Source organism: uncultured Pedobacter sp., from assembly GCF_913776295.1.
Classification (GTDB): domain Bacteria; phylum Bacteroidota; class Bacteroidia; order Sphingobacteriales; family Sphingobacteriaceae; genus Pedobacter.
The window spans coordinates 14,558-39,832 of record NZ_CAJYOJ010000043.1 but is presented as its reverse complement, the minus strand read 5'-3'; the positions used below and the strand labels follow the sequence as shown (position 1 = coordinate 39,832).

Sequence of the window (25,275 nt, the reverse complement as noted above, 5' to 3'; positions counted from 1 at the left end):
TATGGGATGTGGAAGTTGTTCAACAGGTGGTGGTTGCACCCCTAATGGATGCAAAAGTAATGGCTCATGTGGCACCGGTGGTTGCCAAACAATGGAAGTGCACGATTGGCTGTCTAATCTGGACATGCCTTCTAATTATAAACCTTTTCAGGTTACAGAGATTAAATTTAAAGGCTCGCGTAAAGAGTTTTTCCTTAACAGCGATAACATTTACCTCGAAATTGGAGAACTCGTTGCCGTTGAAGGGCCGACGGGCGGTTTTGATGTAGGGCATGTTTCGCTTACCGGAGAGTTGGTGCGGATCCAGATGAAACGCCGCAAAACCACAATCGATCAGGTAACCAAAAAAATCTACCGTAAGGCAACCGAAGCTGATGTAGAAAAATGGAATACCGCCAAGGGGATGGAATGGGAAACCATGCATAAGGCACGTAAACTGGCATTGGATCTGCGTTTGCAGATGAAAATCAGCGATGTGGATTATCAGGCCGACAAAACAAAAGCTACTTTCTTTTATACTGCTGACGGCCGTGTGGATTTCCGCGAGCTGATTAAAAAGATGGCAGAAAGTTTCCGTATCCGGATTGAAATGCGTCAGATTGGGATGCGCCAGGAAGCTGGCCGTTTGGGTGGAATTGGTTCTTGTGGTCGTGAACTTTGCTGCTCTACCTGGTTAACCAATTTCAAAACCGTATCTACAGCTGCGGCCCGATATCAAAATTTATCGTTAAATACGTTAAAACTTGCCGGACAGTGCGGTAAATTAAAGTGCTGCCTGAACTATGAACTGGATACTTATTTGGATGCCTTAAAAGATATTCCTGATAGAATTGAAAACCTGGATACTGATGCTGGTTACGCCCGTCACCAGAAAACCGATATTTTCAAAAAAATCATGTGGTTCAGTTATCAGGGTGATGAAAACTGGATTCCGGTTAAAGCTGCACGCGTAAAAGAGATTATGGCGATGAACAAAGCGGGTAAAAAAGCGCCTAACTTAAAAGAAGAAGCTGTTCAGATTGCTGCGCCGGTTGTGGTAGAAAAATCATTTGATTATGAAAATGTTGTGGGGCAGGACAGTTTAACCCGCCTTGATGAACGTTCGCGTGGTAAAAATAATCAGAGCAGGAACAATCAGAAAAATAACCGCAACAATAATCAGAATAAGAGAGAAAGAGTTGCTGCCGGAGCGAAAAGTTCAAATAACCGACCTCAGCAGCCACAACAAGGTGCACATAAAGGGCAACAAAGCGGAAAACAACAGCCTAACGGAGCAAAACTGCAACAAAATTCTGGTCAAAAACCTCAACAAACGGTACCGAAGCCTCAACATGTTAATGGACCAAAGCCTCAGAGTCATAAACCGAAGCAACCACAAGTGCCGAAGCCTGTAGCTAAAGCTGAAGGAAACGTTGCGGTGGATGGCACCAGGCCGGAACAGAGCAAAAATAAAAACAGAAATAACCGTAGGAAAAACAATAACCGCCGAAACAATAATAATGGCTCCGAAAATAAACCTGCTGCTGAATAAAAGGCAAATCATTTTACTTGCCTTTTTATGGATGGTGACACTATTTATGGGCTGTACAGACAGTGTAGTTGATAGCAATGTAGAAATTGCCGACCGAAGGTGGCCTTACCGTAACCATATTTCTGCAACATTTAATATTAAAGACAATACCAAAGCTTATAATATTTATTTTAAGTTAAGGCATACTGCCAACTACAAATACGCCAATATTTTTATTCTGGCTCATTTTAAAAATGGTAAAAAGGTAGTAACCAAACGTTATCAGTATAAACTGGCTAAAAATGATGGAGAATGGTTGGGTAGCGGTTCAGGAAATATATTTAGCTATACCCTTCCGATGTTGACCAACCATCATTTTCCAAGAAATGGCAAGTTTGAGATTGAAATTGAGCAGAATATGCGGGACAATCCGCTTTTGGAAATAAGTGATGTTGGGCTGTTGGTAGAATAGTAAGGCGTATCAGCCTATGCCAATACCCTACAAGTATTGCAACAAGCTTTCCAGTTTCATCCCCCTTGAACCTTTTAGCAATACCAATTGATCATGTACCTGGTTTTCTGCTAAAAAGGTTGCGGCCTCTGCAGGTGTTTCGAAAAATATGCCTGTAAAACTGTCTTTAAATGTATAGAAATCCTTTCCGATAAAAATAATCTGATCTAAATTACTTTCATTGGCTTGTTTTACTATAAGTTGGTGTTGATCATGAGATTCAGGGCCTAATTCGAACATATCGCCCAGAATGGCCAATTTTTTATCGGCTGATATTACGGAAAGATTTTTCAAAGCCGCTGCCATACTGCTTGGATTGGCATTATAGAAATCGCAGATTACCGTATTTTTCTCCGTTTTGTTGAGTTGTGAACGGTTATTTTTCGGCTGATAATTGGATAAGCCAGAATTGATTTCTTCAGGCGACATGTCGAAAAAATCTCCTATACAGATTGCAGCCAGGATATTTTCGAAATTATAACTGCCGGTTAAATTGGTTTTTACGGTTGATGAAACTTCGTGATTGGTCCAGTTTACTGCTATAAAAGGATCACTGCTTTTTAGTTCTCCTTTAATGGTATTCCCATTTTCAGTTCCATAATAAATAAGTTTGTCTAAACCCGCCGCCATGCTCATTTCAAGCAAGTTCGGATTGTCTCTGTTGATAAAAGTATAACCATTTGTTTGCTTTAAATAGGCATAAAGCTCGGCCTTACCTTTTTTTACACCTTCAAACCCACCAAAGCCATCTAAATGCGCCATGCCTACATTAGTAATAATGCCGTGGGTGGGTTGTGCTATGGTAGAAAGTAATTCTATTTCTTTCTGGTGGTTGGCACCCATTTCAATTACCGCAACCTGCACATCATTGGTAATGGATAATATAGATAGCGGAACACCAATATGGTTGTTTAAGTTACCAAAGGTTGCAAAGGTTTTATACCGTTCGGATAAAACTGCGTTTATCAATTCTTTGCTTGTGGTTTTTCCGTTGCTTCCGGTTAAACCGATCACCGGGATGTTCAGTTGTTTGCGGTGATAACGGGCCAGGTCTTGTAAGCTGCCGAGCACATCCTCAGCCAACAAAAACCTTTCGTTTTGTGCATATTTTTCTTCATCAATTACCGCAAATGCGGCTCCTTTTTCTATGGCCTGGGCGGCAAAATGGTTCGCATTAAAATGATCTCCTTTCAGGGCAAAAAAGATACAACCAGGTGTAATGTTTCTGGTATCGGTAGAAATAATGGGGAACTGTAAGTATTGCTGGTAAAGGGTTTCTGTATTTGTCATTTCAAATGAATTACTTGGGTAAAATTACGAATCGCCTCCAAATAAAACACTCTTTTTCCAATCTTCACCATTTCTTCATCAACTTCCTTTCAAAAGGCGGTAAATTTATTATTATAACCGTTATGCGCCAGTTTTTATATCGCTTTCGGATCATTATCAACTAAACTAATTTATCATGAAGAAACTACTACAAAGTTTGTTCGTCGTATTGCTATTTGCATCTGTCGCAATGGCACAAGAAAGAATCATCACGGGTACAGTTACAGGCAAGGAAGACGGCATGCCAATTCCCGGGGTAAGCATTAAAGTGACAGGTACTAATATCGGTGTGTCAACCGGAGCAGATGGAAAGTTTTCAATTAAAATTTCATCAGGGGCAAAGAGCTTACAATTTTCATCCATCGGATTTTCAACACAAACCGTAAACATTGCCACTGCTAATGTAATTAATGTGGTATTGGTTACCGACTCCAAGGTTTTGGGTGAAGTTGTTGTTACGGCTTTAGGTATAAAAAGAGAAAAGCGTACACTCACTTATTCTACACAAGAAGTTAGTGGGAGTGCTTTGGTAGATGCAAAAGAAAACAACCTGGTTAACGCCTTAGCCGGTAAAGTTGCCGGTGTGCAGATTACTAATTCCAGTGGGGCAGCAGGAGGGTCTTCAAAAATTGTAATTCGGGGCAATACGTCCTTAACGGGCGAAAATGGTGCCCTTTTTATTTTAGATGGTGTGCCGATCGATAACTCTGAAGCAGGTAATCCTGATGGTGCGTTAAGTGCCGGCGGAACATCCAACCGAGCCATTGATATCGATCCTAACATTATTGAGAGCGTAACCATATTGAAAGGAGCCGCCGCGAGCGCATTATATGGAGCCGCCGCGGCAAGAGGTGTGGTTATTATCACCACAAAAACGGGAAAAGGAAAACCATCAGTAACCTTGAGTTCTGGGGTAACTTTTGATAATCCGATTTTACCAGAATTTCAGGATAAATATGCTCAGGGTAGTAATGGTATTTATGTGGATGGCAACAATGGTAAGTTAAGTTCATCTTCTTGGGGGCCGCTTATCGATGGCCTGATGATAAATGGACAGCCTGTGCAGAAGCATGACCCAAGAAAAGAATTTTTCAAAACAGGTTTTACCACCGATAATACCTTAGCGGTAAATGGATCGACTGATAATTCAACTTATCTGGTTTCCTATTCTTATCTGAAAACAAATGGAACTGTGCCTTCTACAGATTTTGGCCGACATTCGTTATTTACAAAATTTTCTAATAAGGTTACCAAAGACATTACGCTTACCGGTCAATTTAATTACGTTAACTCTGTAAATAATCGTTTGGCCGAGGGTAATGGACTAGCCAGCCCATATTGGACTGTATATGCGGCGCCTATCTCGTGGAATCCTTTTCCAACAACGAATCCTGACGGTTCTCAGCGGGTGTATCGAGCGGCTAGAAATAATCCATACTGGTTGGTAGATAATACCAAGTTTGTTTCGGCGGTTAATCGGTTTTTACCAGTGCTTACGGTGAGTTATAATCCTTTGCCATGGTTAACTATAACCGAACGTGGCGGTGCCGACATTTACAATGATAATAGCAACTACCATGAAGCACCAGGCATAATAGGTGGAGAATCTGCAGATGGCAAAATGTACAATCGCGAAATCATTTACAAACAGTTTAACAATGATATTATTGTAGAGGCTAAAAAGAATTTTAATGAAGATTGGTTTGGTAGCATACTGCTTGGCAACAACATTTTAAGCAACGATCAGCGGATTGTGTTTGATAAGGGAGTCGGTTTATCAGCTGCTGATTTTTACAACATTAACAATGCGTCTACTCAGATATCCTCCATAAATAATTATACCAAAAGAAAGGTTGGTTATTATGCACAGTTGACAACTGAATATAAAAGAATGATATCCTTGTCTTTAACAGGTAGATACGATGGAACTTCGGTTTTGAGTCAAGATAAAAATTACTATCCTTATGGTTCCGCATCGGCTGCTTTTATCTTTACAGAGCCGCTACATCTTGAAGATAATAGCATATTAAATTTTGGTAAAATTAGGTTGTCATATTCTTATGTTGGAAACGATAATGTTGGTCCTTATGCGCTAAGCACTACATATGTACACCCGGTAATTTCAAACATAGAATTTCCTTATCAAGGCCAGAATGGATTCTTACTTACTAACACCTATGGCGATCCGAATCTAAAAAATGAAGGATTAAAAGAGTTTGAAACCGGGATCGAATTAAAGATGTTCAGAAGCAGATTGAATTTGGAAGCTACCTACTTTGATAAGAAAAGTGTTGATTTAATTACGACAACTCCGATTACGCCATCATCAGGATTTAATGCAGCAACCATTAATGCGGCAAGCATGTATAACAAAGGTGTGGAGTTAATCTTAAATGGTACGCCTATTAAAACCAAGAATATTACGTGGAATATCGGACTCAATTTCTCCAAAATTAAAAATGAGGTTACCGAAATTGGTCAGGGCCTAGAGAATATACAATTTGCAGGTTTTACCAACCCAGGTATTTTTGCCTATAAAAACCAACCTTATGGGGTGATATACGGTTCGAGGTATAAAAGAAATGGAGATGGCAAATTGTTGATTGATGATGATGGATACCCCATTATTGATGATCAACTTGGTGTAATCGGAAACACCACTCCGAAATGGAACGCGGGCTTAACCACCAGTTTTTCATATAAGGGCTTTAGCTTATCAGCTGTGTTTGATGTGAGGTACGGTGGAAATGTATATAATTTAGATGGCCATTATTTAGATTTTTACGGTACCACCAAAAAAACAGAAAACAGAACGGCGACTAAAGTATTTGATGGGATAAGAGAAAGTGATGGTACGGTCAATACCACTGTGGTTAAGCTTGATCAGAAATATTATCAAAACAATGAGAGTGTGGTGGATGAAACAGGCGTCGAAGATGGTACCTATTATAAGTTGAGGCAGGTAACACTTTCTTATAGTTTTAATTCCTCACTTCTAAAAAGGACTCCGTTCAAAGGATTAAGTATCGCGGCTACGGGCAGAAACTTACGGATTTATGCCCCACATTACACGGGGTCGGATCCGGAGGTGAGTTTGTATGGAACAGGTAACGGTGCCAGTTTTACCAATTTTGTTACCCCAACAAACAGGAGTTATAATTTTGCAATAAAAGCAACCTTTTAATCTAGAAGAACATGAAAATTATATATTATTCAATAGCCACTTTATTACTGCTTTCTTTTGGTAGCTGTAAGAAATTTCTTGACGTTAATCAAGATCCTAATAATCCTACGAAGGTTCAGGAATCATTGATTTTATCTCCTGTTGAACTTTACACTACAACTCAGATCGCCGCTGGTTATCCAGCGGTTACAACTGCGTATTGGACACAGCAATTGGCACTTAACCAAGAACCTCCCAATATCGATACTTACCGGATTACGCCTACTGATGTAAACAATACCTGGAGTTTTGACCTGTATCCCGCTATTTTTTACAATTTACGTACCATGATCAATAATGCAGATCAGAAAGGCAGCACGTCTTATTCTGGCGTTGGCAAAGTATTATTGGCCTATAATTTAGCTGTTTGTACCGATTTATGGGGTGATATTCCATATTCGCAGGCATTTCAGGCGCTAAATGGAACAAAACCAGCGTATGATTCGCAAGAAAGTATTTATAAGGTTATTCAAAGCACACTAGACGACGCCATCGCTAAGCTATCCACTTCATCAGCCGGGAAAGCTATTGGCTCTGATGACTTGATATACGGTGGAAATTTAGCCGCCTGGAAAAAGTTTGCTTACACGCTTAAGGCCCGATATTACCTGCGTTTAAGCAGGGCAGCAGGTTATAATGCAGCAACCCAGGCTGATCTGGCACTAACAGCACTTCAAAATGGCTTTACCTCCAATGCAGATAATGCTTCTATCACTTATGCAGGGACGGCAAAAGCAGAAAATCCCTGGTATCAAAACACTTTACCCGGTGCTGGTGGGGTAGTTTTATCTTCTACTTTGGTTAACATTTTAAAAGCTAATAATGATCCAAGACTACCAATTTTGGCTAATCCAGGTTCCGGCAATGACTATGTAGGAAGAATGAGTGGGACAGCGGCTGCCACAGACCCAAGTGTGTATGCTACTGTAGGAACATTTTATGGCGGATATGATGATAATGGGAGCGGATCGGCAGCTCCAGTATTCTTGGCTACCTATGCGGAGGCCTTGTTTCTTAAGGCAGAGGCTACATTATATAAACTTGGCGCCGCCGCCGCAACACCAATATATAACAATGCCATTGCCGCGCACATGGATATGTTGAAGGTGGCTGCTGCAGATAAGGCGACTTATCTTGCTGCTCATGCAACACTTGATCCATCAGTTCCCTTAAAAACTATAATCGGAGAAAAATACATCGCCGATTTTTTATCACTGGAAGTATATAACGATTGGCGCAGAACGGGCTATCCTGCCTTATCCGTGGTTCAGAATGCCTTTAAGCCTTATATACCGCAACGTTTTCCTTATCCTTCGCAAGAAATCACCTCAAACCCACAGCCACAGCAGAATATTGCTACTTCAACCAAGGTTTGGTGGGCTAACTAGTTAGCTTCACACATTGGCTAAATATAATTTTTTACGGTATGATAGGATTTAGTAAAGCTCCCAGATTTGGGGGCTTTATTTTTATTCAATCATTGGGTATTTTACCACAAATGATATGGAGTGCATGTTCAAATCATATTTATTTTATGTATTATTGAATAAACAATTATTTTTCATGAGATACGTTCTGTTTTCCATTGCTTTATTCATCAATCTAAGTGTTTATGGACAAGTACAAAGCCCAGATGATTTTTTGGGCTACGAGTTAGGTTCGCACTTTACCCCTCACCATAAGGTGGCCGATTATTTTAGACAGACCGCTTCTACTGCTGCTAAGAATATGAAGCTGATTGAATATGGTAAAACCAATGAAGGCAGGCCATTAATGGTAGCCATGATTTCTTCGCCAGACAACATAACCAAACTAGAGCAAATCAGGAGCAATAATTTAGTTTTGGCAACTGGCACCAATAATACGATCGATCTAAACAATCAGCCTGCTATACTTTGGCTAAGCTATAATGTACACGGCAATGAGGCTAACTCTACTGAAACGGCAATGAAAATGCTTTATACTTTAGTTTCGGGAAATAACAAGCCTGCTAACGAGTGGTTAAAAAATACTATTGTAGTCATCGATCCCTGTTTAAATCCTGATGGAAGAGACCGTTACGTAAATTATTTTAACAGTGTGGTTGGGAAAACACCTAATGCTGATCCCTCGTCAAGAGAACACATTGAACCTTGGCCAGGTGGCAGACCGAATCATTATTATTTCGATTTAAACCGTGACTGGGCCTGGCAAACCCAGATTGAGAGCCAGCAGCGGCTGGCTTTATATAACCAGTGGATGCCCCAGGTACATGTCGATTTTCATGAGCAGAGTTATAATGAACCCTATTATTTTGCACCAGCAGCAGAACCTGTTCACCAGGATATTACGCCATGGCAAAAAAGTTTTCAGGTGGTGGTGGGTAAAAACAATGCCAAATACTTCGATGCAGAAGGCTGGCCATATTTTACCAAAGAGCGTTTTGATCTGCTTTACCCTTCCTATGGTGATACTTACCCCTTGTATAACGGGTCAATCGGGATGACTTACGAGCAAGGTGGTATCAGGGCCGGATTATCGGTGGTAACCAATGATGGTGATACCTTAACTTTAAAAGATCGTATTGCACACCACTTTACCACAGGAATGTCTACCTTAGAAGTAACTTCCTTAAACCATCAGAAATTATTAACTGAGTATAAAAAATATTTCCAGCAGGAATTGGCCAATAGCCCGGGCATTTACAAAAGTTACATTATAAAAGCAACCAATTTATCACGCTTAAAAAAACTGGCCCAACTGTTAACCAGAAATAAGATCGAATTTGCCTTTGGTGGCGATAAAACCGGAAGGGCTTATGATTACGATACGCAAAAGGAAGAAAATTTTAGCATCTCGCGCAACGATTTGATTGTTAACATGCAGCAGCCAAGGGCAGTTCTGGCCAATGTTTTATTGGAGCCACAAACCTTTGTAACTGATTCTAATACTTATGATATTACGGCCTGGGCCCTACCCTATGTGTACGGATTAAAGGGTTACGCCAGTAAAGAGAGTATAAAGGGCAAATTCCCGGCAATTGAAGAACCAAAAATTATCAATACTGAAGTGGAGAAACCCCTGGCCTGGCTGTTTAGCTGGGGAACTGGCGAAGATGTTCGGGTTTTAACGGCATTGCAAAAAGAAAACATAAAAGTGAGGCAGGCCGATCAGCCATTCTCGGTGAACGGCAAAGATTATCCTGCCGGAACACTGATCGTATTAAGGGTAGAAAATGAAAAAACAATAAAGGGAATAAAAGATAAAATTTCCGCTATTGCTAAAATGCAGGATAAATCCGTTCAGGCGATAAGCAGTGGCTTTGTAGAGAAAGGTAAAGACTTTGGATCTAATGTTTATCCACTGTTAAAACAGCCTAAAATTGCCCTTGTTTCTGGTATGGAAGTTTCTTCTCTGGCTTTTGGCGAAGCCTGGTTTTTTCTTGAACATGACTTAAATCTTTCTCCTATTATCATAAATGCCAAAGATCTGAATAGCTTGGATATCAATAAGGTAAATACATTGATTTTGCCCGATGGAAGTTATGGCGCCTTTGTTGGCGATGGTCTGACAGCCTGGCTAAATAAAGGAGGAAAACTGATTTTAATGGAAGATGCCATCGAAAGTGTAGTGGATAAAAAGGGTTTTGATATTAAAAAGAAGGAAGCGGCGGTAAAAAAAGATGAAAAACCGGAGGCAAACAAACTTCTTTTTAAAGATAAGAACAAAGATGATTTCGAAACGACTATTCCTGGTGCAATATATAAGATCAATCTTGATTCCAGTCACCCGTTTTCTTACGGCCTGGGCAAAACCTATTATAGTTTAAAAACAGACCGCAAAATATATGAGCCATTTGTTCAAGGGTGGAATGTGGGTTTAGTTAACGAAAAAAGTTTAATGGCTGGTGTGGTAGGCAAAAAAGCAAGAGAAGAGTTGAAAAGTGGACTACTTATCGGTGTACAGGATTTTGGTCGAGGCCAGGTGGTTTATCTGGCTAATGATCCGCTTTTTAGAAACTTCTGGGAGGGCGGGAAAACTTTGTTCTCTAATATAATATTTTGCGGTTATTAAAAAAAGCGATATAAGTTCGGTTAAATTATTAATCTCACATCTGGTACTATGTTAAACTCAGCCAAGTAAGTATTTTGAAGAGGCTGTTTTACCCCAAAAGCTTTGAAATTCAAAATATTGGGAAAAGTATTAACATACTGGAATAACAAAGAATCTTGTCATTGAACGTAAAGCTATTTATCACTTGGCAGATTATTTTCTGTCGTAAAATCAGACATATCTAATTTTTGGCATTATTTTTTTTCGAATTAGGATTAATCATTTTGACTTATTTTGAGCAAGATACTGTTTATTAGCGTTAAAATCTGAGGGATTTATCGGATATTTGTATCGTAAAAAAAGGATAGCCGTCTTATTAATAATGCATTTTGTTTGTCATTATTATGTCATTATACCTGTGTTTTTAGTTAAAATTTGTTAAATCTTGCTTAATCTCTATTATATTTAGCGATTCAAATAATTAATCATTTACAAACTTAAATTTCATGAAAAAACTTTTACAAAGTTTGTTCGTACTTTTGTTTTTTGCATCTACCGCAATAGCTCAAGATAGGACAATTACTGGTACGGTAACATCTTCAGATGATAAGCTGCCGATTCCTGGAGTAAGCGTAAGGGTAACAGGAACACAAATTGGAACTGTTACAGACGCTAATGGTAAATATTCAGTTAAAATCCCTTCGGGTTCAAACACCTTAGATTTTTCTTTTATCGGTTATTTAACACAAAGCAAGAGTGTCGGGTCTGCGTCGCTTATTAATGTTGTGATGATGTCGGATTCAAAAGTATTAGGTGAAGTTGTTGTGACCGCACTGGGAATTTCCAGAGAAGCGAAGTCCTTAGGGTACAGCGCGTCTGTAATTAAAAGCGATCAATTGACTGATGCAAGATCGACAAATGTTTTGAACTCTTTAGCTGGTAAAGCTCCCGGTGTGAGAATAAATTCTCAATCAGGTACTCTAGGTGGCTCAACAAAAATTGTAATTAGGGGTGTAAACTCTCTTGGTGTAAACTCTCCGTTATTTGTAATAGATGGGGTACCAGTTACGGACGGCACATCAGCTGGAGGTACTGCGGCAAATAATGTTGACTTTGGAAATAGAATTGGTGATTTAAGTTCCGATGATATTGAGTCAATGACAATTTTAAAGGGAGCTGCGGCTACCGCTCTTTATGGTTCAAGGGCAAAAGATGGTGCTATAATTATAACTTCTAAAAGAGGGGCAAGTAGCTCAAGGACTTCTATTAGTGTAAACTCATCAGCGCGTTTTGAGAACCCTTTGGTGCTACCTGAATTTCAAAATGAATATGCTCAGGGTATCTATAACACAACAACAAAAACTTATGATTACGGCTTAAAGTATTCAAACGGATGGGGTCCAAAAATCGCTGATGTTCAAAATCAAAAATTTCAGGATTTCTTAGGACGTCAGGTTACTTTACAGGCTTATCCAAACAATGTGAAAGACTTTTTTAATACTGGAGCATCATACACTAACAACATTTCAATTGCTGGTGGTGGCGATAACTCAGACTATAGATTAAGTTTTACCAGTGTAAATGAAAAAGGTATTATTCCTGAATCAAAGCTAGGTAAATATAATTTTTCGGTTAACGCAGGTAGAAAATTTAGTGATAAGTTATCATCTAGATTTGTTGCTAGTTACACAAGGATAAATGCTGATGGTCGTCCATCACAAAGTTCAAATAACACTAACGTTATTACATCAGCAATATACGGATTGCCTCGTGTGGTTGACATTAATGATGTGAGAGATAATGTAATTGATGCAAACGGAAAACAAATTTTCTTAACTACAGATAGAACTGGTAATAATCCATATTGGATTATGAACTATAATAGAACCTCTAATACGGTAGATAGATTTTTAGGGTCATACACTTTTGAGTATAAGCCATTTTCTTGGATGACTGTTAGTAATGTTCTTGGTGGTGATATCTATACTGAAAAAAGAGGTAGTGTAACACGTAAAGGTACTGCTGGAATAAATAATGGAGCATTCACAAATACTGATATCTTTCAGAGACAAATCAATGATGATCTCCTGGTGTCAATGGAGCAAAATAATTTAATAAAAGACTTTAAATTTAAATTGGTAGTTGGTGGTAACATCAATGAGCGTTCAAGTCAAAGTACTGTTGTTAACGCTACAGATCTAACTATTGATCAATTGTACAATTATTCCAATGCCGTTAAAGCAGTTCCAACTCTAGGATATAGTAAAAGACGTTTAATGGGCTTGTACGGATCATTAAGTGCAAGTTATAAAGATTTTCTATACCTGGATGTAACAGGAAGAAACGATTGGACTTCTACGTTGCCTGTTAATAACCGCTCCTATTTCTACCCATCTGTAAGTGGTAGTTTCATATTTACTGAATTATTGAAAGACCAAAATTTAGATTGGCTTTCATATGGTAAATTACGTGCGAGCTGGGCTTCTGTGGGAAGTGATTTATTACCTTATAAATTGGATTTTCAATATGATCCAGTTACGACCATCTTTTTGCAATACGTAGGTGCGCAGACCGCAATTTTTCCTATTGGAAATATTTCTACGGCATTTTCCGGACCTAGAATTCTTCCTAATGCTGCGCTTGTACCAGAGAAACAGAATTCATATGAGTTTGGTACAGAATTGAAATTTTTGAAAAACAGAATTGGTCTTGATTTCTCTTATTATAACACACGTACAAAAAATCAACTGATTGATATTGATGTTGCAATATCTACAGGTTATTTTGCAAAAACGGTAAACGTAGGTGCGATTAGAAATAGGGGAATTGAGGTTGCTTTAAACTTAGTACCGCTTAAAGCTAGAGATTTTTCTTGGGATATAACGGCAAATTTCTCAAAGAACAAACAAGTTGTTGAGGCATTGGCTCCTGGGTTAAATCAGTATAGTTTATCAAGTGGATGGAGTGGTTTACAAATCAAAGCAGAAGTAGATCAAAGTTTTGGTCTTTATGGTTTGGATTGGCAAAAAGATCCAAATGGAAATATTGTTATTGATGCTGCAAGTGGATTGAAAATACCTTCAGCAACAGCGCAGCGTTTAGGCAATATTTATCCAGATTGGATGCTGGGCTTAAACAATCAGTTTAGATATAAAAACTTTAGCTTAAGTGGATTAATTGATTTCAGACAAGGAGGTGTATTCTATTCGGGAACTGTTGCAAACTTGAGAACTAGTGGCTTGGCTATTGAAACAGGTGGAGATAGAACACCTATTGTTGATAAAGGTGTTAATCTGGTAAATGGTCAATATGTAACTAATAAAACTGCAGTTAGAAGCATGCAAGACTATTGGGGAAATGAAGCCGCGGTAGCAAATACTATAGGTAATATTTTTGATGCTTCTTATGTTAAATTAAGAGAAGTGAGGTTTTCATACGCATTTCCTGCCAATTTGCTTAAGAAGACAGTGTTTAAATCAGCAGAAATAGGTATAGAAGGAAGAAACTTATGGTTGATTAAAAGTCACGTACCTCACGTAGATCCAGAAATGAACTTTTTTGGAGCAGGTGTTGTAGGTGAAGGCGTGGAATTCAACAGCATCCCTTCAACGAGGTCATTTGGTTTCAATTTAAGATTTGGACTGTAATCAATTTAAAAAAAGAAATATCATGAAAATGAAACATAAAATTATATTATTTTTACTCCTTGTCGCGATTGGTGGGGTTTCATGTAAAAAGTATCTAAATATAAATAGTAATCCGTTAAGTTCCTTAACTGTAGAACCAAAACTACTTTTTGGCTATGCTATTACTGCTTGGGATGCCAATAAAAATAGTGGTGATGCCTGGATTCCAATAGGTCTTTTTAGTCAGACATTAGCCAGCGGTGGCGACTATGGCTGGGGAAAGGATAATGTATATAATATCAGTTCCTTTGCTCTTGGTAATACATGGAAAGTATATTATAGTACAGCAGGAAATAATTTGAAATTGGCTATTAAAAATGCCGAAAGTGCGAGTCCTGTTGATAATAATACAGCGGCGCAGTGCAAAATCATATTGGCGCAGATCATGTACGAGGCAACTACCTTATATGGTGATGTTCCATACACTCAGGCCTTTGATCCAGATAAATTTCCTTATCCACAATATGATAGTCAAAAAAGTGTTTTAGAGGCAGTTATTGCTTTGTTAGATGAAGCAAATGCACAAATTAATGTGGCAAATGCTTTAAAACTTACAGATTATGATGTGTTTTATGCTGGTGATCTTAATAAGTGGAAAAAACTAGCTAATTCAATTAAGTTTAAAACCTTAATGGTAATGGTTGATAAGGATCCTTCAAAAGCTGCCGCTATTGGTCAGTTATTAGCTAATCCTTCTTCAATGATTTCAGCAGCAAACGAGAGTCAACTAAGACCATATTATAGTACAACTAATAATGAGAATCCGAAATATCGATTGTTTAATCGGTATACAAATGGAGAGAACCAATGGTTTTTCGCTAATTCAAATGTGTTTGATTACATGTTTCCTAACGCTACAGTTAGCGATCCTAGAATTCCAAGGTATTTTGACAAGGGAACTAATGCAAGTTATAAAGCTATAGGTTCTGAGGTAACGGCTGATGAAACGGTATCCTTAATCAGCGCATACCTTTACAGAAAAGATGCACCTTCAGTTATTTTCTCTTATCAAGAATTATTGCTTTTAAAAGCAGAAGCCTATGCACGAGGTCTTGGAGTTTCTCAAAATTTGGCAACTGCTCAAGGCCTTTACAAAGAAGGTGTTATTCAGTCTTGTTTATTTTACGGTGCATCAAGTACAGATGCGAACAACTTTGCAAACACTACACTTCCGAGTTTAACAACTGCGAGTGATCCACTTAGACAGATTCATCTTCAACAATGGGTTGATTTAATGGATAGACCAATGGAAGCTTTTGTACAATGGAGAAGATCTGGGCCAGAAGGTAGTGAAGTGCCGGCCTTAACTTTGCCTATTGGCGCAACCTCAGGAGCATTAATTAGAAGATATACTTTGTCATTAGATGAAGTTGCTGCTAATCCCAATATTCCTAATCCACAACCAAGATATTTCGACAAAATGTGGTTTGATTTGTAAATTGATAAATTTAATATAGATAGGGCAATTCATCTGTGAATTGCCCTATTTTTTTACCTTAAACGCACTTTAATCTGATTTGTTTGAGTATCGATAACCAACTAGCTTGGATTTATCAATTTGTCATTGTGCTACGGCTTCTTCGCGAAAGAACAAACATGCTGCTATTGCGTGGAGATTATTTAATAGGAAGTTTCCTGACATGATCCGGTAAAATGTTTATTGCGGCTTGAAGTCCTTTTCAAGTCCATCGTTTATATATTCTATTTTCATTCCTTTAGTAGGCATAAGCTATAACTTAGGTTAACATTTTTCATATGTATAGGCTCGGGTCACCATCTGAATTTCTTTTGCCCAAAAAATATCATCCGGGGTTTTTCGTGTACAAGTGTTGTACCCGCAATCAATTTACCGAGGGCCTATCTGTTTCATGAAAATACTTCTAGTCCCTATTTTTATCCTTTGCTGTATTAGCTGAGTGTACATAATTCGCTGTAGGATCTCGGTTTTGATTGTTTTAAGCTATCTACCCTACAGTACGGTGATTAAGTGAAAGATTCTGTAGTTCATCTGGATTCTTTTCTGTTAAGATATGCAGCGGGTTTGATTTAAGCCAAGCTTTCTCCGTAAATTTGGTAGCAGTGGTAAATGCATAAAGATTCGCATCGTTAATCTATAAATTCTAAAATCTCAGGGTATAAAAATGGGACTGTTTTGATCTGCTTTGAGTTATTTTTCAAAGAACTATTCTAATAGGTTTTAAACACAATTCAAGTCTAGCCAATTTAATCAGTTAAAATTTCAACTAAAAAGACAGTTTTTCTGTGCGCCGTCCTGTTTTTTTTAAGCGTAGGCGGTTTTTTTGCCATATATTATATTTTTTTTTGAAAAGAGATAAAATATTGTTAAAAATTGTTAAAAAATATTTGGTGTTATACATAACTAACTATACATTAGCGATAATTATCATTAACTAATCTATTTCTTAATCATGAAAAAACTTCTACAAAGTTTGTTCATATTGATGTTTTTTGCTACAACAGCAATGGCACAAGATCGAACAATCACTGGTACAGTTACGTCTTCGGAAGATAATCTTCCGATACCAGGTGTAACAGTAAAAATTAAAGGTGCTACAGGGGGAACAAGTACAAACGCGAGTGGTAAATATTCCATCTCTGTTCCGTCTTCCGCAAGCACTTTAGAATTTAGCTCATTAGGCTTTATTTCCCAAGATAAGCTAATCGGCTCATCTACCGTAATCAATGTTGCGTTATCAACAGATGCAAAAGTGCTTAACGAAGTCGTTGTAACGGCTGTGGGCATAGAAAAGAGCAAAGCTTCTTTAGGTTATTCTGCGGATAATATTAAAAGTGCTGATTTAACAAACGGTAGGCAAACCAACTTAATCAATGGTTTAACAGGTAAAACTCCTGGTGTACAGATCGGTCGCTCTAGTGGTGGTGTTAATACCGCAACCCGTATTACCATGAGGGGTACCAGATCTTTACAAGGTGAAGGTCAACCATTATTTGTTATAGACGGTGTTCCGATTGATAACTCTTCCACACAGCCTTCATCATCTTCTGCAAATCAAGTTGACGTGGGTAACCGTGTTGGCGATATCAACCCTGATGATATTGAGTCTGTTACTGTTTTGAAAGGTCCTAATGCTGCTGCATTATATGGGTCGCAAGGTAGAAATGGTGCGATTATCATTACCACGAAAACCGGTAAAGATGCAGCCAATAGAAACAGGAAAATGGAAATCAACGTGGTTTCGTCTTTTAACTTTGATAATGTTCAAAAGTTGCCTGAATTACAAAATGAATATGGATCAGGTTATGAAAATGGAACAGGTAATCCTCCGGTTTACGATGAAATTGAAAATACTAACTGGGGACCTAAATTCGACGGTTCAATTGTTCAATCAGGTCCGACATTAGCTAATGGCCACAAATTAATGATTCCTTATAGTGCAGTTCCTGACAATGCCAAGAACTTTTTTAATACAGGATCTAACATTCAAAACTCGGTTTCATTTTCAGGTGGCAATGAAAAAGGCTCATTTTATGCCTCATTATCGGATAATGAGGTAAAAGGTGTCGTTCCTATGGATAAATTCAGAAGAAATACATTCAAGTTATCTGGGTCAACCAAACTGGCAAATAATGTAAATGTGAGCGCTAATATCAGTTACAACAAGAACCTAACCAATACATCTTTTAGTGGTACAGGTAATGCGACTGTTATTAACGACGTATTAAACGTAAGCCGCCAGATTGACCTGCAGAACTTTAAAGACTGGCGAAACTATGAATTTGCAACTACTCAAGGGTTCTTTAATGGTTATCAGCCGAACCCTTATTATGCGTTAGAAAATAACCGATTTAATAGTAACCTCGACAGGTTTTTAGGTAGTTTCCAAGTTACATATGATCCAGTAAAATGGTTAAATGTTACGTATCGTTTAGGTACAGATTATGCCTCTGACAGAAGAAAACAAACTTTTGAGAAAACAACTTTTGGTACAGGTCAACGTCCAACTGCAACTCCGGGCAGTATAATTGAGGATGCATTTTCAAACAGGATTATCAACTCAGATTTATTGCTGACTTTCAAAAAGGATATCAATGAAGATTTCAACACAACTTTGATTTTGTTGAATAACTTTCGTCAAAATGACAGCCGTAATTTAACTGCTTCGGCAAGTGCAATTTCAACCCCGGGATTCTTTAATTTATCAAACCGTGTTGGTGAACTTGGTGGAGGTGAAACTTCATTTAAAAACCGTATTATTGGTTTCGCTGGTGATTTAACCATAGGGTATAAAAACTATATCTACTTAAATGGAACATTGAGGAACGACATTTCATCAACTCTTCCGAAAGATAATAATTCTTATTTCTATCCTTCAGCCAGTTTAAGTTTTATAGCAACAGAAGCTATCGATGCGTTAAAAAATAATGATATACTTTCTTATGCTAAATTCAGGGCAAGTTACTCTAAAGTTGGTTCCGATGCTGCTCCTTACTATTTAGCTCCAACTTTTGGTGCTGCGTCTGGTTTCCCTTTCGGTTCTATTGCAGCTTTTACATTATCTAACACAACACCTAATCCAAACTTAAAACCGGAATTTACTACTTCATATGAGTTCGGTACTGAATTATCTTTCATTAAAGATAAATTAGGTTTAGATGTAACATATTACAGAACATCTACAGATGGTCAAATTGTTAATGTCGGAATCCCGTCTTCTACAGGTTTTACTGCAGCTACAGTAAATTCAGGTGTTGTTACAAATAAAGGTATTGAGATCGCCTTGAGAGGTAATCCGTTCAGGAACCGTGATGGTTTTTCTTGGAACTTTGGTTTTAGCTACACCTATAACAAAAACATTGTTGAATCCTTATTTACACCACAGCTATCCTTAGGTTCAGGCGATCCGGTTCCAACAGCCATAGTTGGCCAACCGATCTCTTTAGTGGGTTCGGCTTATTTAAGGGATTCTGAAGGTAGGGTTGTTGTAGATGCTACATCTGGTTATATCAGATTAGACCCAAAATTGAAGAACCTGGGCCAAGTGAGTCCAAAATATATTTTAGGTTTTAATAATACTTTATCATATAAAGGTTTTTCTTTGTCGACTACTTTAGATTTCAGATCAGGAAATGTGATCTACTCTGGAACTAAGAGTACATTAACGTTTACAGGTTCAACAACAGAAACAACTCAATATAACAGAGAAAGATTTATCTGGCCAAATTCTGTAATTGAAACCTCACCAGGTGTATTTACTCCAAATACTTCTGTTAAAACAAGAAGTGGTAACTTCGATTTCTGGTATGGTAACTTCAATAGTTTTGCAGAATCTAACATCGTTGATGCAGCGTTTTTAAAATTGAGAGATGTTTCATTCGGATATCAGATACCGGCTAAATATTTAACAAAAACTCCTTTTGGCAAAGCCAGTTTATCAGTTACTGGTGCTAACATTTTATTATGGACGCCAAAATCTAATAAATATATTGATCCAGAGGCAAGTATTTTTGGGACGAATAACTCTCAGGGAAGAGAATTTACCAGTATCCCATCTACCAGGACGTTTGGTGTAACTTTAAATGCTACATTCTAGTATTTATAAATAATCAGAAATATGAAAATCAAAAATATCATAAAAGGAATTGCAATAGTATCGCTTGCATTTGCGGTAACAGGGTGTGAGAAGAATTTTTTGGATATCAATAATAATCCAAATACCCCAACAACTACAACTCCTGAGCTTGTTTTACCCGCGGCACTATCAAACACCGGCGCAAATGTTAATAACAACTTAAATATTTTAGGTAATTTATTAACAGGTAACTGGGGGCAGTCACCCGATTTCTTGTTTTATCAGCCGCAAGAAACGTATCAGTTAACCCCAAATACATATGATGCTGTTTGGACATCATTGTACGCAGGTGGTTTAAATGACTATAAATATGTAGAGCAGCAGGCATCTGCTGCAGGCAAGAAAAATGCGTTGGCGATAGCTAAAATCATGCAGGCATATAATTTCCAGTTATTGGTGGATACATGGGGAGATGTCCCTTTTAGTGATGCACTTAAAGGAACGGCAGTTAGTAATCCAAAATTCGATAAAGCAGAAGATGTATATGATGGTATATTAAACCTGATTAACGATGGAATTGCAAGCATTAATGTTACCGCTACAGGTGATAACCCATCTACCTCAAGCGACATTGTTTTTGGTAGCGGGTCTACTACCTCCTCTCCGGCGGTATCCATGAATAAATGGCTGAGATTTGCGAATACCTTGAAACTTCGTGTTTTATTAAGGCAATCATTAATTCCTTCTCGGGCAGCAAAGGTTAGTGCAGGATTTGCATCATTAGCCGGTGCAACATTTTTAGCTGCAGGTGAAAATGCAGGGGTTAATCCTGGTTATATGAACCAGTCAGGTAAATTTAGCCCCCTATACGGTGCAATAGGTTTTAATGTGTCGGGTGCGGAAACTTCAAACTATCAAGCTACCAGAGCAAATAAGTATGCCATTGATTTTTTAATTAATGCTGCAGATCCAAGAATTGGTTTGATTTATAGGCCTGCGGTCACCCCAAATCCTTCAACTCAAACCTATACAGGTGTTTACCCGGGAACTACGGCTACGCCGACAACTAAAAAAGATAACTATTCTGCAGTTGGAGCAGGTGTTTTACCATCAAGTGCGAACAATGGTTTTGCTAAGCCTGCCTATTTATTAACAGCTTCCGAAGGATTTTTCTTACAGGCGGAGGCTATTTTTAAAGGTTTTCTTCCTGGAGGTATAACCGCAGCACAAACTGCTTATCAAACAGGTATTGAGGAATCATTTAAACTACTTGGTTCTACATCCACAGCCGCAAATACGTATTACACTACGTCTACTTCACCTTTGGTTAACTGGGCGTTAGCGACAGCGGCTGGCCGTCAATTCGAAGCCATTATCACGCAGAAATGGGTGGCAAATAATGGTTTTAACGGCATTGAAGCTTGGGCTGAATACCGTAGAACAGGATTTCCTGCCAATATTCCCGTAGGATTAAACAATGTTAGTGGTGGTAAATTGCCATTACGATTGCCATATCCGCAGAATGAAATCGCTAATAATAATGCTAATGTTCCTGTAATTAATATTTTTAATGATAAAATCTTCTGGGAGAAATAGCTTTTATTTTTAAACACTAATCTTTAATAACAGATATCATTTAGATTAGTAGAGTCAATTACAAATAAATTGATAAATAACAAGAGCTAAATTTGCTGGTTAAATCAATTATTATTTAAAGCCCTGTAACGATAAGTTACGGGGTTTTTTTATAAAAGATAATTAAGTGCAATGATGAACGGAATATTTTTCGGTTTTGATCATGTAGTTATAACCTCGTATTAATTGAATTGCTGGCATGCAACAATTTGAATAAATGACGGTTTTTGGAACGATGAACTTCTTGTCATTTCTTTCGGTCTATTGAGCAAAATCCCACATGGGATGGTGTTTGTAACTCCTTTGATTAATTTCATCATACTTCTGGCATAGTTTTATGGAATTAACCCCTGAAGTTACCTATAGCTTCTGAATTGAGTTTAATTCAGCTTTAAGCGCCATTGTAGTTAAAAGTTGCTCATAATATCGTACATTTTAGATGGAAAACGATTGGAATGTATGTTTTATGATACACTTAAATTGTCATAATAAAGCCATTATAACGCTGTTATTGTTAAAGTTTGTTAAACTATTAATGAACTGGTTTATATTTAGAAATTCAAATAACTATATCATTAACTAACTTAATTTTCATGAAAAAACTTTTACAAAGTTTGTTCGTGCTTATGCTATTTGCTTTTAATGCAATAGCTCAAGACCGAACAATTACGGGTTCTGTTATCTCGTCTGATGAAAAACTACCGCTTCCAGGAGTGAGCATCAGAAGTTTAGGATCACAATCTTCAACAACTACCGGAAGTGACGGCAAATTTACAATCAGGGTTTCATCCGGAACAAAAAGCCTTCAATTCTCTTTTATTGGGTACTCAACCAAAACAATTAATCTTGGGGCTGCAAATAGTTTGAATATCACCTTAGAAGCTGATGCGAGAACTTTGCAGGATGTTGTAATTACCCAGGCGTACGGTACAACAACTAAGGGTAAGAACACAGGATCTATTTCTACTGTTGGTGCTGCTGACATTGCTAATAGACCGATTACTAATTTGAATAGTGCTCTTGCCGGAGCAGCTCCCGGAGTTCAAGTTAATGCTGGTAGTGGTCAGCCTGGTTCGGGTCCTACTATCCGTGTGCGAGGTTTTGGATCAATTTCTGCATCCAACGATCCGTTATATATTGTTGACGGCATTCAGTATTCTGGCAGTATTAGCAATATTAATGTAGATGATATTGAAAGCATCTCACTATTAAAAGATGCAGCGTCTTCAGCCTTGTATGGCTCAAGTGCAGGAAATGGTGTAATTTTAATTACAACAAAAAAGGGCCGACAAGGTAAAGAACAACTGGATTTCAGAATTATCCAGGGCCTTACATCAAGAGGTATTCCTGAATATGAAACTGTAGATGCATATCAATACTATCCCCTAGCCTGGCAAGCTTATCGCAATAGTTTAGTATACCCTGCTACAGGTACAGGTATTTCTTTAGCTGCTGCAAATACAGCCGCATCAAATGGAATCAGTGGCTTATTACTGAATAATCCTTTTAATGTTCCTAATAGTTCAATTGTTGGTACTGACGGAAAGTTAAATCCTAATGCAACCCTGTTATATCCGGACGATTTAAATTGGAGAAAACCATTGGAAAGGACAGGACAAAGAAGTGATTATGCAATGTCTTACAGCGGCGCTACAGAAAAATCCGATTACTATGCGTCGTTAGGTTATTTAAGCGAAAAAGGATATATTATCAGATCTGATTTCAATAGAATTAATGGTCGTTTGAATATCAATACCAAGCCATTATCCTGGTTTAAAACAGGGCTGAATATCAATGCCAATATTACGAAATCAAATCAAGCTGATGCGGATGGAAGCGGAAGTATCGTAAATCCTTTCAACTTTTCACGTTACATTGGCCCAATTTATCCACTTTATGCACACAATCAAACTACAGGCGATTTCTTATTGGATGCTAATGGTAACAAGATCTATGATACCGGTAACTTACAAGGAACGTTAGGCATTCCGAACCGCCCGTCTGGTGCATATGCAGGTCGACATATTTTAGAGGAAACTTTACTTAATTCAACCCTTATCAAAAGAAATGCATTGAGTGCAAGAACTTATGGAGAAATTACTTTCTTAAAAGATTTTAAATTCACTCAAAACTTAGGTGTGGATATTAATAATTATTCTTTCGGTGATTATCAAAATAAGCTTGTTGGCGACGGAGCACCGGGCGGCAGGGCTAGAAATACATCTACAACCACAACAACTTATACTATTGAGCAGTTGTTAAACTATAATAAGAAATTAGGTGATCATACCATATCAGTATTAGTTGGACATAATAATTACGATTACGCTTATAAGTATTTAACGGGAGCACGTAATACACAAATTTTGGATGGCAATACGGAGTTAATAAATTTTGCCACCACTACTGATTTAACTTCTTACCTGCAAGATTATAGAAAAGAAGCCTTATTCACCAGATTAAACTACGACTACAAATCAAAATATTTTTTGTCAGGGTCTTATCGTCGTGATGGATCATCTAAGTGGGGGCCCGGACAACGTTGGGGCAATTTCTATTCGGCCAGTTTGGGTTGGTTGATTAGTGAAGAAAGTTTCTTAAAAGATGCAAGTTGGTTGAATTATTTGAAGCTTAGATCATCTTACGGCTCATTGGGTAATGATGATTTATTAACCTCAACCGGTGCTAGAAGATATAATCTCGACAGATCATTATATAGTCTTGATTATAATAATGCTGCTGAACCGGGTATATTATTCCAAAGTTTGGCAAATCCAAACATTACCTGGGAAACACAAACTCAAGTTGATGCAGCATTAGAATTCGGTTTATTTAAAAACAGGTTACGTGGAAGTTTTGAGGTATTTAGCAAACAATCTTCTGACTTGTTATTCAATGTACCTCTGCCATTATCAACAGGTCTGGGTATCGGTAGCGGCACAGGTACTTTCGCTAAAAACATTGGAAAAATGTGGAATAGAGGTATTGAGGTTAACTTAGCTGGTGATATTGTCAAAACACGTGATTTCAAATGGGATATGAACATCAACTGGTCATTAATTAGAAATAGAATTACTAAAATGCCAGATGAAACGCCAACAATCATTGATGGAACTAAACAATTGGCTGTTGGTCAATCAAGATATCAATATTGGTTACGCCAGTGGGCCGGTGTAGATGCTAATGATGGATCATCATTGTACCTGATAAATCCACTTAGTCCTGGTTCAGCAGCCGATACGAGAACAATTAATGGGCAGAGTTATACGATAAATCCCAATAATGCACTCTATGCTTATTCCGGATCTGCTATTCCTAACTTTTTTGGAAGTGTAACAAATACGTTTACTTACAAAGCATTCACATTATCTGTAATCATGAACTATCAGTTAGGTGGTAAATCATATGATGCTACATACCAATCATTAATGTCATATGCAGGTTATGGAGGTTCATTACATATTGATGCTTTAAATTCTTGGCAGCAGGTTGGAGATCAATCATCTACTCCTAGGCTTGATGTTGGAAGATCTTCTTTCAATAATGCAACTTCTTCGAGATTTCTGATTGATGCATCTTATCTGAATATGAGATCAGCAACTTTAGGATACAATCTGCCAGCTACATTTATTAAAAAAGTAGGCTTGAGTAAAGTTAATGTATACGCTTCGGGTGAAAACCTTTTTATGCTTTCGAAACGTAAAGGTTTGGATCCTTCAGAAAGCTTTACTGGTGTTAATTCAAACAACTATACCCCAACCCGTATAGTTAGTTTAGGCTTAAATGCATCATTTTAA

11 protein-coding genes are annotated in these 25,275 nt (G+C 37.8%); 10 read left to right on the top strand and 1 reads right to left on the bottom strand.

All coding sequences use genetic code 11. The features are described 5' to 3' along the window. The first annotated feature begins 1 nt into the window (after position 1). Complete coding sequence (ricT, locus tag QZ738_RS08265) at positions 2-1,531, top strand: regulatory iron-sulfur-containing complex subunit RicT (RefSeq protein ID WP_293786488.1); 1,530 nt, start codon at positions 2-4, stop codon at positions 1,529-1,531. After that, positions 1,500-1,982 carry a gliding motility lipoprotein GldH gene (locus QZ738_RS08260; RefSeq protein WP_293786486.1) on the top strand — a complete coding sequence of 161 codons (483 nt, stop codon included), beginning with the start codon at positions 1,500-1,502 and terminating at the stop codon, positions 1,980-1,982. The genes ricT and QZ738_RS08260 overlap by 32 nt, the downstream gene beginning before the upstream one ends. A gap of 27 nt (positions 1,983-2,009) precedes the next feature. Here QZ738_RS08260 and murF read toward each other — a convergent pair whose 3' ends face one another. Then, entirely contained in the window at positions 2,010-3,311 is a 1,302-nt protein-coding gene (gene murF, locus QZ738_RS08255; protein WP_293786484.1) for a UDP-N-acetylmuramoyl-tripeptide--D-alanyl-D-alanine ligase, read from the bottom strand. 175 nt (positions 3,312-3,486) lie between these two features. Here murF and QZ738_RS08250 point away from each other — a divergent pair, with 175 nt between their 5' ends. From QZ738_RS08250 to QZ738_RS08215, 8 genes are all read left to right on the top strand, one after another. After that, complete coding sequence (locus QZ738_RS08250) at positions 3,487-6,534, top strand: SusC/RagA family TonB-linked outer membrane protein (protein WP_293786482.1); 3,048 nt, start codon at positions 3,487-3,489, stop codon at positions 6,532-6,534. 11 nt (positions 6,535-6,545) lie between these two features. Then, entirely contained in the window at positions 6,546-7,961 is a 1,416-nt protein-coding gene (locus QZ738_RS08245) for a SusD/RagB family nutrient-binding outer membrane lipoprotein (protein ID WP_293786480.1), read from the top strand. Positions 7,962-8,136: 175 nt separating this feature from the next. Then, complete coding sequence (locus tag QZ738_RS08240) at positions 8,137-10,626, top strand: M14 metallopeptidase family protein (RefSeq protein ID WP_293786478.1); 2,490 nt, start codon at positions 8,137-8,139, stop codon at positions 10,624-10,626. Between the two features lie 485 nt (positions 10,627-11,111). After that, positions 11,112-14,252 (top strand): SusC/RagA family TonB-linked outer membrane protein, encoded by a 3,141-nt coding sequence (locus tag QZ738_RS08235; protein WP_293786476.1) that lies wholly within the window; start codon positions 11,112-11,114, stop codon positions 14,250-14,252. A 22-nt stretch (positions 14,253-14,274) separates the two neighbouring features. Then, positions 14,275-15,729, top strand: a complete 1,455-nt coding sequence (locus QZ738_RS08230; protein WP_293786474.1) for a SusD/RagB family nutrient-binding outer membrane lipoprotein — start codon at positions 14,275-14,277, stop codon at positions 15,727-15,729. A gap of 991 nt (positions 15,730-16,720) precedes the next feature. After that, positions 16,721-19,864, top strand: coding sequence for a SusC/RagA family TonB-linked outer membrane protein (locus QZ738_RS08225; protein ID WP_293786472.1), 3,144 nt, complete (start codon positions 16,721-16,723; stop codon positions 19,862-19,864). Positions 19,865-19,885: 21 nt separating this feature from the next. After that, positions 19,886-21,439 carry a SusD/RagB family nutrient-binding outer membrane lipoprotein gene (locus QZ738_RS08220; protein ID WP_293786470.1) on the top strand — a complete coding sequence of 518 codons (1,554 nt, stop codon included), beginning with the start codon at positions 19,886-19,888 and terminating at the stop codon, positions 21,437-21,439. Between the two features lie 632 nt (positions 21,440-22,071). After that, positions 22,072-25,275, top strand: a complete 3,204-nt coding sequence (locus tag QZ738_RS08215) for a TonB-dependent receptor (protein WP_293786468.1) — start codon at positions 22,072-22,074, stop codon at positions 25,273-25,275.